This window comes from Streptomyces albidicamelliae, from assembly GCF_025642175.1.
Lineage (GTDB): Bacteria > Actinomycetota > Actinomycetes > Streptomycetales > Streptomycetaceae > Streptomyces > Streptomyces albidocamelliae.
Map to the genome: position 1 here is coordinate 7,327,448 of NZ_CP106795.1, position 13,649 is coordinate 7,341,096.

General features: G+C 74.7%; 7 protein-coding genes and 2 pseudogenes. 3 read left to right on the top strand and 6 right to left on the bottom strand.

The genetic code is table 11. The features are described 5' to 3' along the window. Positions 1-13 precede the first annotated feature (13 nt). The 4 genes and pseudogenes from N8I86_RS33225 to lanKC all read right to left on the bottom strand — a co-directional run. Positions 14-1,841, bottom strand: a pseudogene (locus N8I86_RS33225) (ATP-binding cassette domain-containing protein); the annotation flags it as partial. A 476-nt stretch (positions 1,842-2,317) separates the two neighbouring features. Beyond that, positions 2,318-4,065 (bottom strand): annotated as a pseudogene (locus tag N8I86_RS33230) (ABC transporter transmembrane domain-containing protein); the annotation flags it as partial. A 198-nt stretch (positions 4,066-4,263) separates the two neighbouring features. Further along, positions 4,264-4,377, bottom strand: a complete 114-nt coding sequence (locus N8I86_RS33235) for a SapB/AmfS family lanthipeptide (protein ID WP_073890943.1) — start codon at positions 4,375-4,377, stop codon at positions 4,264-4,266. A 48-nt stretch (positions 4,378-4,425) separates the two neighbouring features. Continuing rightward, positions 4,426-7,026 (bottom strand): class III lanthionine synthetase LanKC, encoded by a 2,601-nt coding sequence (lanKC, locus tag N8I86_RS33240; protein WP_263279458.1) that lies wholly within the window; start codon positions 7,024-7,026, stop codon positions 4,426-4,428. A gap of 227 nt (positions 7,027-7,253) precedes the next feature. Here lanKC and N8I86_RS33245 point away from each other — a divergent pair, with 227 nt between their 5' ends. From N8I86_RS33245 to qcrB, 3 genes are all read left to right on the top strand, one after another. Continuing rightward, the gene (locus N8I86_RS33245; protein WP_263279459.1) at positions 7,254-9,710 is read left to right on the top strand and encodes a SpoIIE family protein phosphatase; all 2,457 of its coding nucleotides are present in this window, start codon (positions 7,254-7,256) and stop codon (positions 9,708-9,710) included. 80 nt (positions 9,711-9,790) lie between these two features. Then, a complete protein-coding gene (locus N8I86_RS33250) occupies positions 9,791-10,063 on the top strand; it encodes a hypothetical protein (RefSeq protein ID WP_073890940.1) in 273 nt (90 codons plus the stop codon). After that, positions 10,060-11,553: a cytochrome bc1 complex cytochrome b subunit gene (gene qcrB / locus N8I86_RS33255; protein WP_263279460.1), complete on the top strand. Its 1,494-nt coding sequence runs from the start codon at positions 10,060-10,062 to the stop codon at positions 11,551-11,553. The genes N8I86_RS33250 and qcrB overlap by 4 nt, the downstream gene beginning before the upstream one ends. Here qcrB and ctaF read toward each other — a convergent pair. Together ctaF and ctaD are read right to left on the bottom strand one after the other, a co-directional pair. Next, entirely contained in the window at positions 11,489-11,872 is a 384-nt protein-coding gene (gene ctaF / locus N8I86_RS33260) for an aa3-type cytochrome oxidase subunit IV (protein WP_073890939.1), read from the bottom strand. The two genes, qcrB and ctaF, sit on opposite strands and share 65 nt — an antisense overlap. Next, positions 11,869-13,533 carry an aa3-type cytochrome oxidase subunit I gene (gene ctaD, locus N8I86_RS33265; protein ID WP_073890937.1) on the bottom strand — a complete coding sequence of 555 codons (1,665 nt, stop codon included), beginning with the start codon at positions 13,531-13,533 and terminating at the stop codon, positions 11,869-11,871. The genes ctaF and ctaD overlap by 4 nt, the downstream gene beginning before the upstream one ends. Between the last annotated feature and the right edge of the window lie 116 nt (positions 13,534-13,649).

Sequence of the window (13,649 nt, forward strand, 5' to 3'; positions counted from 1 at the left end):
GCGGTGCCGGGACGCTCCAGCCGCCGGCCAGGTCCCGGTACAGGGCCGAGGCCCGCAGCAACTCCTCGTGCGTGCCGGTGGCCGTGTGCGCGCCGTCCATGACCAGGATCCGGTCGGCCCGGCGGGCGGAACTGATCCGGTGGGCGACGACCACCAGCGTGCCGCCCGGCCGCTCGGCGAACGCCCGCTCGGCGCGTGCCTCCGCCGCCGGATCGAGATGGCAGGTCGCCTCGTCGAGCAGGGCCAGCGGGGCGGGGGCCAGGTAGGCCCGGGTCAGGGCGATCAGCTGCCGCTCCCCGGCCGAGAGCGCCGCCGGATCGATCCGGCCGCCGGGGCCGCCCAGCGTCCGCAGCAGCGGGGTCAGCCCGAGGGCGTCGGCGGCCGCCAGCAGCTCCGCCACGGGCACCGGGCCGGGGCGGAAGAGGGTGAGGTTCTCGGCCAGTGTGCCGCCGTGGACGTACGCCTCCTGGGGGATGAGGACCCGCAGCGCGGCCGCCTCGGGCCCCGGTACGGCGTGCCCGTGGACGCGGATGCCGCCGTGCACCGGGCTGAGCAGCCCGGCGACGAGTCCCGTGAGCGTCGACTTCCCTATCCCGCTCGGCCCGACGACGGCCAGATGTCCGCCCACCGGCACGGTGAGACCGAACCCGTCGAGCACGGGCTCACTCGCGGGGCCGTAGGCGAAGGTGACGGAATCCAGGTCGAGGGCGGGGGCGCCGGGACGCGGCGCCGCGGGTGGCTTCCCCGCGGGCTCCGGGCCGGCCGGCCCGCGCTCGTGTGCAGAAGTCCGGGCGTGGTGGGGCCGTGACCGCGCGGGGAGTCCGCGGTGGCCGGTGCGGCCGGGTGGTCCCCGGCTCCGGCTCCGGTGTACGCCGGGCCGGCACCGCCGCGGTGCCGGGCGTCCGCTCGGCGGGGTCGGGTACGGCCGGGTTCCGCACGGTCGGGGAGCCGGAGGGGCGCCCCTGCGCGGGGGTCCGCGGTGCGGTCAGGCGGCGCAGGACGACCGTCAGGCGGGCGCCGCCGGTGCCGAGCCCGTGGACGAGGTTGTGCAGGGCGGGTAGCAGCGACTGGGTGACGTAGGCCAGCGCGCCGACCAGCGCGCCCGGGGTGACACCGTGGTCGAGCAGCCAGGGCGCCGTGGCGAGCAGCAGCACCACGGGAGACTGGCCGCCCACGGCCAGGGCGGCCACCCGGGTCACGCTCCAATGGGCCAGCGCGCCGGCGGCCCGCAGCTCCGCGTCGATCAGCCGCCCGGTGTCGGTGGCGACGCGGGCCTCGGCACCGGCCGCCGTGACGTCCCGCAGTCCGGGGCAGACCCTGCCGAGCTCCCCGGCGAGTGCCTCGTCCGCGGCGAGGAACGCCTCCTGACGGCGGGCCAGCGGCCGGAGCGTCACCGCGAACAGGGCCGTGCCGGCCAGCAGCGGCGGCAGGACGACCGCGAGCAGCAGGGGGGCCAGGGAGAACAGGCCGATCAGCGCGCCGGCGGAGGTGAAGAGGAACGAGCGGGAGACCATCACCAGTCCGGCGAGGGCGTCCCGGGCGATCTCCACCTGCTGGGTCAGTCCGGACAGCGCCCCCGGGTCGGCCTCCCGGACCCCGCGTCCGACCACGGCCGTGACGAGCCGGTCCCGCACCGGCTCGACCAGCGCGGCGACCGCGCCGTACACCCGCCCGGTCCCGTGCGCGCCGACGGCCACGGCGAGCGCGGCGGCCGCCAGCCACAGCAGACCGGCCCGCGCGTTTCCGGCCAGGAAGCCGGAGTCCAGCGCCCGCGCGAGCGCGAGACCGACGACGAAGGTCTGGCCCGCCTCCAGCACCGACCAGGCACCGAGCCGGACCAGCACCCGCCACCGGACCCGCAACGTCCGACGCACCCGCCCACCCACGCCCACCGTCACCGCTCCCCACTCCCGGCGTCTCCGTCCGGGACACCTGTGCCGACCGCCGTGTCTTCGGCCGAGACACCCGTGCTGAAGGCCGTGTCTTCGGCCGTGGTGCCAGTGCCGGCCGCCGTGTCTTCCGCCGGACCGTCCTCGCCCCCGGTGCCCGTCCAGTCCCGGGCCCCTCCGGGCAGGGCGCCGTCGCCCTCGGCCCTCGTTCGTTGCCTGACGGCGCCGGCCGGGGCACCCCCGCCCCCGGCGCCCGTTCCGGCGCCCGTTCCCGCGTCCCCGCCGGCGGACCCGGGAGTACCGGGGCCCGGCCGGACTTCGACGTGTTCGGCGGGGGCGCCCCCGCTCCCGGGGTCCGGGCCGACCCCGTCGGCATGGCTGCCCCCACCCCCGGCGCGCGGGCCGATCCCGCCGCCTCCCACGAGGGCGCCCCCGTCCCCGGCAGCCGGCCCGTTCTCCTCGCCGAAGACCGCGCGGTAGTCCGCGTCCGCCCACAGGTCGTGGTGTGTGCCGGTGGCCCGTACGCGGCCGCCTTCCAGCCAGGCGACGGTGTCCGCGCGGGCCGCTGTCGTCGCGCGGTGGGCGATCAGCAGACGGGTCGGGCCGGGGCCCAGGAGGGACTGGGTGATCTGGTGCTCGGTGACCGTGTCGAGGCTGGACAGGGCGTCGTCGAGGACCAGCAGCCGGCCGCCGTGGGCGAAGGCGCGGGCCAGGCCCAGGCGCTGGGACTCGCCGCCGGAGCGGGGAGCGTCGCAGCGGGTCGCGTAGCCGGCGGGCAGACGGCGGACGAAGGCGTCGGCGCGGGCCTTGCGGGCGGCGGCCCGGACTCCGGCGGGGGAGGGGGCCGCGAGGCCGAACGCGATGGTGTCCGCCACCGTCGTGCCGAGCAGCGCGGGCCGTTCGAAGGCGTAGGCGACCGCCTGCCGCAGCTGAGCGTGGGAGAGTTCGGGCAGCGGGACGCCGTCGAGGAGGACCTCGCCCGCGTCCGGGTCGGCGAGCCGGCCGGCGAGCTCGGCGAGGAGGGACTTGCCGGTGCCGGACCGGCCCACGACCGCCAGGGTCGTGCCGCCCGGGACGACCAGGTCGACGCCGTCGAGGAGGGTCCGGGCGCCGCGGCGGGCGGTGACCCCCGCAGTTCCAGCCGGCCGGGACCGGACGGCAGGCCGCGGGCGCCGTGGACGGGCGCGGCCTCGGCGGTCACCTCGGCGAGCCGTGCCGTCGCCGCCCGGGCCCGGCCGAGGGCGGCCAACTGGCCGACCAGGACGCCGACTCCGGTGGCGAGCGCCGCGTACCGGGAGGCGGCCAGGACCTCACCCACCGTCAGGCGGTGCCGGACGAGCAGCAGTCCGGCGACCGCCACCACGCCGAGGGTGAGCAGCGGCGCCACGGTGACCGCCTGCGCGGCGGCCCGCCCCTGCACCCGCCACATGCGGTGCCCGGCGCGGGACAGTTCGGGCAGCGGGGCGAGGATCCGTGCCGTCTCCCGGTCCTCGGCGCCCGCGGCCCGGATCGTGCGGAACCCCCCGACCGCGTCCGCGAGGGAGGACGCGATCCGCCCCTGCACCCGCTGGTAGTCGGCCGCGCAGGCCGACGTGTCGCGGGCGAAGGCGCGCAGCAGCAGGGCCAGTACCGGGGCCCCGGCCAGGAAGACGGCCGCCAGCCACCGGTCGATGAGGCCGAGGGCGATCACCCCGCCGACGGGACCGGCGAGCGCGGCGGCGAGCGCGGCCAGCGCGCCCGGCGCCGTCCCGGCCTGCGCCGCGCCGCCGACCAGCCGCGCCACCAGGTCCCCGGAGCCGAACCGGGCGGTGGCGCGCGGTCCCAGTGCCAGGACGTGCCCGGTGAGACGGTGGCGCAGCCAGGCGGTGGCCCGCGCGTCGGCGGTGCCGGTGAGCACGCCCGCGCAGCCTTCCAGCACCGCGGTCAGCAGGACGAGGGCGGCGCACCCGCCGACCCAGCGGGCCGCCGAGGCGTGCGCCAGCAGCAGGTCGAGGGTGTGGCCGAGCAGCGCGGGCAGCAGCAGGCCGGCCGCCGTGGCCGCCGTGCTCACGGCGCACAGCGCGGCGCAGCGGGCGCCGGTGTGCCGGAGCACCGCGCGCGACAGGTCACGGACGGCCGCGGGACCCGGAGTCGGAGGGGCGTCGGCGACGTCGGCGGCATCGGCACGGAGGGTCATCGGCTGCGGCCTCGCTCGGGTCGGACGGAAGCGGTGGCTGTGAGGGCGGGGGAGACCGGCGCGCCCGAGGCTCCGGCAGGACGCGGGCTCCGGCGACGCGGGCTGCGGCGACGGGGCCCGGTGCCTGCGGGAACGGCAAGGCCCCGGGGGCCCTCCCCGCGAGGAGGGCCGCCCGGAGCCGTGAACGCACCTGTTCGGTCAGAGGCAGAGCAGCACGCTCGCCGCGGACACACAGGACAGCAGGCTCGCGGTGCTGGCGCCGGTGTGGGTGTGCTCGTCGGACTCGAGGATCTGCAGGTCGAGAAGTGCCATGGTGGTGTCCTTTCGTTGTATGGGGACGGGGGTTGTGTCACGACTCCGTCAATGCGCGGAGCCGCGTGCGGGGGCCGCCGCGGGGGGCGGCAGGAAGGGCAGGTGCGCGGTGCGCTCGGGTTCGCGTGCCGCGGCGAGCGCGAGCAGGCAGCCTGCCGTACCGGTGGCCAGGTCCATGGACAGCCGCATCATCTGATGGCCGGGGAAGGCCAGTTGGCCCTGGTAGTCCATGGAGAACCAGCCGAGGCCCGCGATCTGCTGCTCCAGCCGTTCCCGGGTGGCACCCGGGGCGGAGCTGCGGGCCAGGTGGAGGATCATCCCGGCGCGGCCCTGGAAGAGGCCGGGCTGCGCGTAGAAGCGTGAGGTCGCGGCGGCGAGGATGCCGTCCCGGGCGGTGCGGAACCGCTCGTCGTCGGCGTACGCGAGCCAGTCGTCGAGGACCAGGCCGATCCCTGCGCTGCCGTCGCCGAGGTAGGGCAGGGTCCGCCAGCCCTCGTCCACCTCCAGGCCACCGCCCGCCTCCTGCACCACACAGACCGCGAGGTCCCGGCGCAGCGCCTCGGCTGCCGCGTCGAGGAACCGCGTCTCACCGGTCTCCTCGTACCACCGGATCAGGAACAGCGCGGGCCCGCTCGCGCCGCGCAGCAGCCCGGCGCGCCGGCGCGGGGTGTCCGGGACGGGTTCGGCGAGGCGCCGTACGAGGATGTCGGCGGCGTCGGCGGCGTGCTGCCGCAGGCCCGGCTCACCGGTCGTGGCCGCGAGCCGGCCGAGGACCAGCCCCAGTCCCGCGAGCCCGCCCTGCAGATCGGAGGCCAGGTTGCGCCAGTTCTCCCGCAGGATGCCGTCGAGCAGGTCCAGCGCCCGGCCGCGGTGGCCCAGCCGGTCGAGGACCAGGGCCACGCCGGCGAGGCCGTCGTACAGGCCGAGCGGGGTGCCGGGCGGCGGCGGGGCGGTGTGGTCGAGCAGCCAGCGTTCGCCCTCGTCGTAGCGGCCGGCGCCGGACTCCTCCAGCGCGTACAGCACACCGGCCGCGCCGTGCGCGAGCCCGAGGCCGCCGCCGTCGGAGAACTGGGCGATGTCGCCGGGGAAGAGCCGGTCGTCGCGTTCCGGGGTGGCGGAGGCGAGGATCGCCTTCACCATCGAGTCCCGGCTGTAGGGCCAGTCGCCGGGCACCACCGGCACGGCCGGCCGGCTCCGCCCGCCGCCCGCGTCCCGGGTGATCTCCGCGACCGCCTCGTCCAGGAACGCCCTCGGCACGTCCGGGAACTGCTCGGATATCACCTCGGCGAGATGCGCGGCCTTCCCGCGGTCCACCACGAACAGCGTGGTCACCGGCAGGAACAGGGCGAGCCGCAGACAGGCCAGGGCGTAGCGGTCGACGTCCGTGCCACGCCGGTCCGGCGGAGCGAAGAATCCGGGATGGGCGACGGTCTGCCGGGCGTTCTCCTCGGCGGGGGCCGCGGCCTCGAAGTCGATGAGGTGCACCGTCTCCTCGTCGGGCGCCACCATGATGTTGAAGACGTGCAGGTCGTTGAAGACGAGCCCGCGTGCGTGGATCGCCGCCACCGCCCGTTCCACCGAGGCGTGGACCCGTAGCGCCCACGCCGTGTACGCGGCGACCTTCGCCGGGTCGGGGTCGGGGGTGAGCAGCGGGTGCCGCTCGGCGAAGAAGGAGTTGAGCGGGCGGCCCTCCAGGAAGTCCATGACCAGGAACCGGTGGTCGCCCAGGGTGAACCAGTCCCGCACCTCGGGCACCACGCCGGTGCCGGCGGCCCGTTCCAGCGCGGCCCGCTCCCGCTCCAGCCGGGCGACGGCGTCCGCGCCGTCGGCGGCGAGTCCCGCGTGCGGCCGGGCCTCCTTCAGCACCACCCGGCGCCCGTCCCGGGTGTCCGTGCCGGTGTAGACCCCGCCGCCGTTGGAGAAGTGCAGCGCCTTCTCGATGCGGTACGGCAGGTCGCCGACCGTGGTGGTGTTGCGGGCGTCGAGGTGCGGCCGCAGGAACTCCGGGAGGCTCACCCACTCCGGCACCTGGAAGGACGGCGCCCGCCGGTCCGGGACCAGCCGTCCGGCGCCGTCGGCGACCGCCGGGACCAGCGTGCCCCGCTCGTCCACCACGTACCGGCGGGCGAACGCGCCGTAGCGGACGTAGAGCGGGCCGTCGTGCCAGCGCAGGTCGGTGAGGACGTACGGCCCCTCGAAACCCTCCAGCAGGGTGCCGAGTTCCCGCAGGGTGGTCTGCAGCTGCTCCTCGTCGGCCGGGTAAACGGTGACGAACTTGCCGCTGGTGTCGCGGCCCGCGTACTTGGCGTTGCGCAGGTGCAGCAGGTGCGGTCCGGGCACGAACTTGAACGGGATGCGGCGCGGCACGCAGTAGTCCCAGACGATCGCGGCGATGCGCTCCGCGTTCGCCGCCGTCGCCGAGGAGTGGATCTTCCAGCCCTGGGCCGACGACGGGAGCGGGGCGCCGTCCGCGTCCACCGGCGTCAGCGTCAGCCAGTCGCCGGAGCGGGCCGCGTGCCAGCCCTGCGGAACGGTGCGGCACGCCGTCGCGAACAGCGGCGCGGGCTCCCCGTCCGCGGCCGAGAGCCGGTCGGGCGCGTCGTAGAAGTGTCCGTCGGCGAGCGCGTACACCTCGTAGCGCTTGTCCATGCGCCTCCCGTCCCTTCTCGTGCGGTGCCGTGCGGTGACGGGAAGACACTCTCAGCGTCCGGCCGGTCGCGGACAGTCACGTCTGTCACGACATCCGCGTGCGGAACTCACGGGTCAAGATGTGTTCGGCCGCTTTCGATCCGAGGGGCCCGGAACAGGCGGCGCGCGGGCCCGTCGGACACCCGGACTCTTCACAGGGGCTGCGCGGGAGCCCCACACGCGCTGTAATGGCGAACGTGGTGAGTGACGGCGCTGCGATCAGCGGCACGAGGACGGAACGTGCCGAATCCGCCCTCGACACGCTCACCGCGTCGCCGGTCACCCCCGACCGGCTCCGCCGCATCCTCGAACAGGCCCTCGTGTTCGCCGCCGCGTCCTTCGCCGGGGTGTACACGCCCGGCGACGACCCGACCCAGCTGTGCCTCGCGGACTCCGCGGGCCTGCCCCGCACCCTGTACGGCCTCAGGGACAGCTATCCGGTGGCCGGCGGTTCCCCGGTCGCCGAGGCCCACCGCACCGGACGCCCGCGCTGGCTGGGTCCGGCGGAACTGGCCGGCGGTCCCGAGGCCCGGCGCACCCCGTCCGGGGACTTCTCGGTGGCAGCGCTGCCGCTCGGCCCGGCCGGATCCGGCTGCCTGCTGGCCGTCAGCGAGCACCCCGGTGGGTTCGGCAGCGACGACCGCGCCTGCCTGGACCTCATCGTCCGGGCGGTCGCCGTACCCGCCCCGCCGGAGGCCGCCGAGGACGGCCGCGAGCTGCCGCCGGACACCTTCAGCCTGGCCATGGACAGCGGCCGGGTGGAGGTGGGCGACGGGATCCTCGCCCTCTTCGGGATTCCCCGCGACGGCTTCGACGGCCGCGTGGAGACCCTGCTCGGGCAGACCGTCCCCGAGGACCTGCCCGCACTGATGTCCGTGGTCGAGGCCGACCACATGTCCATCGGCGACCGTGAGCTGGAGTTCCGCATCCTGCAGCCCTCCGGCCCGCCCAAGTGGCTCCGGCTCCGCGGCCGGCTGCTGCCGGGCGAGAAGGGCCGCCCGGCCCGGCTCGTCGGCACCCTCGCCGACGCCTCCACGCTCCGCTCCGACGTCACCGACGTGGCCCGGGTGCAGCGCCTCGCCGCCGCCCTGGCCACCGCCGGCACCGTCAAGGACGTCGGCAACGCCGTCGTCGCGGCCCTGCGCAAGCCCCTCCAGGCCGACCGGATCGCGCTCGCCGAACTCGAGAACGACCGGCTCGTGGTCACCGTCCTCGACCCGCCCGAACCCGAGGCCTGGCCCGAGGTGTGGCGCAGCGAGTGGCGCACCGAGTGGCCCGACGCGCCGGTGCGGTCCATGCCCACCCTGGCGGCCGCGCTGCGTGAGGGCCGCGCCCGGATCTGGCCCGCCGGCAGCCCGCTGGAGCCCGCCCTCGCCGACGTCGGCCCCGGCGGCCTCGCGGTGCTGCCGCTGCCCGCCGGCGGCCGCATGGCCGGGGCCTGCCTGATCGGCTGGGACCGCCCGCGCGAGTTCGCCCCCGACGAACGCGCCCTGCTCACCGTCTGCGCCGGCCTGACCGGCCAGGCCCTGCTGCGCGCCCACGCCTTCGACGCCGAGCACGAACTCGTCGGCATGCTCCAGCGCACCCTGCTGCCCCGCCGCCTGCCCCGGCTGCCCGGCGCGGTCGCCGTCGCCCGCTACCTGCCCACCACCGCGGGCCTGGAGGTCGGCGGCGACTGGTACGACGTCATCCCCCTCGCCGACAACCACGTGGCGTTCGTCATCGGCGACGTCCAGGGCCACAACGCGGGCGCCGCCACCCTGATGGGCCAGATGCGCACCGCGCTGCGCGCCTACGCCGCGGAGGGCCACGCCCCGGACGTCGTCGTCTCCCACGCCAATCGGCTGCTGATGGACATGGAGACCGACCTCTTCGCCACCTGCGCCTACGTGGACGTCGACATGGAGCAGGGCACCGCCCTGTGCGTACGGGCCGGCCATCTCCAGCCGGTGCTGCGCCACCCGGACGGCTCGGCCACGATCGTGGAGGCCGAGGGCGGCCCGCCGCTCGGCGTGCTCGGCGGGGCCGACTTCCTGATGACCCCGCTCCGGCTCCAGCCGGGCACGGTGCTCGCGCTGACCACCGACGGCCTGGTGGAGTCCGCCGACGAGGACCTCGACGTCGGCATGGAACGACTCGCCCGCGCGCTTTCCGCCGCGGACCCCGCCCACCTCGGGCAGGTCGCCGACGCCCTGCTCACCGGCGCCCACCGCGGCGACGACGTGGCCCTGCTGCTGATGCGCTTCGACGGCATGGCGGTACGGCCGCTGCGCGAGAGCTGGACGGTGTGGCGGGTACCGGAGGCGGTCCGCCACGCACGCCGCTTCACCCGGCGCACCCTGCGCGCCTGGGGCGTCGAGCGGGACACCCTCGACGCGGCCCTGCTCGTGGTCTCCGAGCTGGTCACCAACGCCCTCGTGCACACCGGCGGCCCGGTCCGGCTCGACATGAGCCTGGTCAACCACCGGCTGCGGCTCGCCGTGGCCGACTCCTCGCCACGCAGCCCCATGAAGCCCGCGAGCATCGGCTGGGAGGCCACCGGAGGCCGGGGCATCCTGCTGGTGGAGGCCGTCTCGGCGGCGTGGGGCACGATCCCGGTCAGCGGCGGCAAGCAGGTCTGGGCGGACCTCGTCGCCCCCGGCTGACACCCACTCGGGTGCGGCCGGACACCGTTCAGGCAGGCTGGGGAGGCGCATCGGGCGAGCGGTGCCTAGGGTCGGTTGATGTGGCACACACCTTCGAAGAACTGGTGCAGAAGCAGCGTGCGGCCGCCGCGGCCCACACCACGGTCGAGGAGCTGCGGGACGCCTACGGCCCGCCGGCCGAGCGACGGATGACGGGCGCCCAGTCGGGCACCTACGAGACCGCCCTGCGCGCCTGGCGCGACCTCGCCCGGGACGTGCAGACCGCCGTGAGCGAGTACGCCAGGGAGACGGGCCGGCCCCGTGCCGAGGTGGAGGCCGAGGTGGAGCGGGCGGCCGCGACGGAGGCCACGTGAGCCGGACGGCCCGCCGCGCCGAGCGGCTGGCCGACGCCGCCGACGCGCGGCTGCCCGTCCTGGAGGGCGGCTCGCTGCTGCGCAAGGCGTTCCCGGAGCACTGGTCCTTCTTCCTCGGCGAGATCGCCCTGTACAGCCTGCTGGTGCTGATCCTGACGGGTGTGTGGCTGACCTTCTTCTTCCAGCCGGAGATGCGCGAGGTCGTCTACACGGGCTCCTACGTGCCGCTCCAGGGCGTGGCCATGTCGGCCGCGTTCGACTCCACCCTGCACATCAGCTTCGACGTGCGCGGCGGCCTGCTGATGCGGCAGACCCATCACTGGGCCGCGCTCGTCTTCGTGGCCGCGATCGGCCTGCACATGCTGCGGATCTTCTTCACCGGCGCCTTCCGCCGGCCGCGCGAACTCAACTGGGCGATCGGTGTGACCCTGTTCATGCTCTCGCTCGCCGAGGGCTTCGCCGGCTACTCGCTCCCCGACGACCTCCTCTCCGGCACCGGACTGCGCATCGCCCAGGGCATCATGACGTCGATCCCGGTGGTGGGCACCTACCTGGCCTTCTTCGCCTTCGGCGGCGAGTACCCGGGACACGACATCGTCACCCGGCTCTACCCGCTGCACATCCTGCTGCTGCCGGGCGCCCTCATCGCCCTGGTGACGGCCCATCTGATCCTGGTCTTCCACCTCAAGCACACCCAGTGGCGCGGTCCCGGCCGCACCAACCGCAACGTCCTCGGCAAGCCTCTCTACCCGCAGTTCACCGGCACCTCGGCCGGCCTGTCCCTGACGGTGTTCGGCGTGCTGGTGCTGCTGTCCGGCATCGCCCAGATCAACCCGGTGTGGACCTACGGCCCCTACCGCCCGGACCAGGTCTCCACCGGCTCCCAGCCCGACTGGTACGTCGGCTTCCTGGAGGGGGCGCTGCGACTGGTACCGCCCTGGGAGACCAACGTCGCCGGGCACACCGTCATGTGGAACGTGCTGCTCCCGGCCGTCGTCCTGCCCGGTCTGCTGTTCGCCGTGCTCTACGCCTACCCCTTCGTCGAGCAGCGCCTGACCGGGGAGTGGCGTCACGAGCAGCACCTGTGCGACCGGCCGCGCGAGCGCCCCGTACGCACCGGCCTCGGCGTGGCCGGCACCGTCTTCTACGGTGTGCTGCTGCTGGCCGGCGCCAACGACATCATGGCCCAGGTCTTCCGGGTCTCGGTCGACGCCCTGACCTGGATCCTGCGCGCCGCCCTGGTGGTGGCGCCGGTCCTCGCGTTCCTGGTGACCCGGTGGCTGTGCCGGGCCCTGACCGCGGCCGAACGCGAGCGGCTCGCCGAGGGAGTGCCCACCGGCGACATCCGCCAGAGCGTCACCGGCGGCTACGAGGGCGACCACGAACCCGTCGAGTCCTTCCGGCCGGGCGCTCCCCGCAGGTCGCTCACCGGCGCGCGTACTGGAACACCATCCCGAACACCCCGCGCGCCAGAACGCCCAGACCGATGAGGAACAGCCACAGCCCGTAGACGACCCCGCCGGCCGTCACCGCGAAGCCGAGCGCGGTGACGATCGGCCACACGCTCGCGTCCGGGAAGAACGCCACCGGCCCGGCCGCGTCGGCCACTTCGGCGTCGGTGCGGTCCTGCGGGCGCGGCCCCCGGCGCCGGTACTGGATCAGGCAGAAGAAGCCGACGAGGGCCGCCATCCCGCACGCGACGACCAGCGCGGTCGTGCCCGTGGCATCCCCCGACCACACCCCGTACAGGGCGGCGGAACCCCCGAAGAACAGCGCAACGGCGCCGAACAGCATCGCCTCGGCCTTCATCGCGTCGCCTTCTTCCCGGGCGGGCTGTCGATCCCCGGATGGTGCAGGTCGAACGCGGGGGACTCCGACCGGATCCGGGGCAGGGCGACGAAGTTGTGCCGCGGAGGCGGGCTGGACGTCGCCCACTCCAGGCCCCGCCCCCAGCCCCAGGGGTCGTCGAGGCCGACCTTCTCGCCCCTGACGGCGGTGCGCCAGACGTTGTACAGGAACGGCAGCGTGGAGACGCCCAGCAGGAACGCGCCCGCCGTGGACAGCGTGTTCAGCGCCGTGAACCCGTCACCGGGCAGATAGTCGGCGTACCGCCGCGGCATGCCCTGCTCACCGAGCCAGTGCTGGACCAGGAAGGTCAGCTGGAACCCGGGGAACAGCAGCCAGAAGTGCACCTTGCCGAGCCGCTCGTCCAGCATCTTCCCGGTGAACTTCGGCCACCAGAAGTAGAACCCGGCGAACATCGCGAACACCACCGTGCCGAACAGCACGTAGTGCAGGTGCGCCACGATGAAGTACGAGTCCGTCAGATGGAAGTCGAGCGGCGGCGAGGCGATCAGCACCCCGCTCAGCCCGCCCAGCAGGAACGACACCAGGAAGCCCGCCGACCACAGCATCGGCGTCTCGAACGAGAGCGAACCGTGCATCATCGTGCCGATCCACGCGAAGAACTTGATGCCCGTGGGCACCGCGATCAGGAACGACATGATCGAGAAGAAGGGCAGTAGCACCGCGCCGGTCGCGAACATGTGGTGTGCCCACACCACCGCCGACAGCATGGTGATCGCGATCGTGGCCCCGATCATCGGCACGTAGCCGAACAGGGGCTTGCGGGAGAAGACCGGGATGATCTCCGAGACGATCCCGAAGAACGGCAGCGCCACGATGTAGACCTCGGGATGCCCGAAGAACCAGAACAGGTGCTGCCACAGCAGCGCGCCCCCGTTCGCCGCGTCGAAGACGTGCGCCCCGAACTTCCGGTCCGCCTCCAGGGCCAGCAGCGCCGCCGTCAGCACCGGGAACGCGGGCAGCACCAGGATCGAGGTGAAGAGCACGTTCCAGGTGAAGATCGGCATCCGGAACATCGTCATGCCCGGCGCGCGCAGGCACATGATCGTCGCGATGAAGTTCACCGCGGTCAGCGTCGTCGACACACCCGAGACGACCAGCCCCATCGTCCACAGGTCACCGCCCGCGCCGGGGGAGTAGTAGGCGCTGTTCAGCGGCGCGTAGGCGAACCAGCCGAACGCCGCGGCCCCGCCCGGCACCAGGAAGCCGGACACCACCATCAGCCCGCCGAAGAGGTACATCCAGTACGACAGCGCGTTGAGCCGCGGGAACGCCAGGTCGGGGGCCCCGATCTGGAGCGGCATGACGGCGTTGGCGAACCCGGCGAACATGGGCGTGGCGAACAGCAGCATCATGATCGTGCCGTGGATCGTGACGAACTCCAGGTAGCCCTGCTTGCTCAGCACCTGCATGCCCGGTTCGGCCAGTTCGGTGCGCATGGCGAGCGCGAGCAGACCGGCCAGCAGGAAGAAGCAGAACGCCGTGACCATGTAGAGACGGCCGATCACCTTGTGGTCGGCCGTGGACACCCAGCGCAGGAGAGTCCGGCCGGGGCGCGGAGCGGGCTCCGTGTACCGGGCGGTGATCTCCACGATCTCAGACATGTGCGGCGAATCGGTCATCGCGGGTGACGGTACTCCCGGGGCCAGGCGGCCCGTCAGCGCCACGCCCTGCACGTCCGCGCCCCGCGCGGCCGTGGATTGCGCCGAACGGCTGACCG

Coding starts and splice junctions, on each gene's coding strand:
- ctaF (WP_073890939.1), bottom strand. CDS start 11,872: ATGAAGGCCGAGGCGATGCTGTTCGGCGCCGTTGCGCTGTTCTTCGGG.
- N8I86_RS33235 (WP_073890943.1), bottom strand. CDS start 4,377: ATGGCACTTCTCGACCTGCAGATCCTCGAGTCCGACGAGCACACCCAC.
- ctaD (WP_073890937.1), bottom strand. CDS start 13,533: ATGTCTGAGATCGTGGAGATCACCGCCCGGTACACGGAGCCCGCTCCG.
- lanKC (WP_263279458.1), bottom strand. CDS start 7,026: ATGGACAAGCGCTACGAGGTGTACGCGCTCGCCGACGGACACTTCTAC.
- N8I86_RS33245 (WP_263279459.1), top strand. CDS start 7,254: ATGGCGAACGTGGTGAGTGACGGCGCTGCGATCAGCGGCACGAGGACG.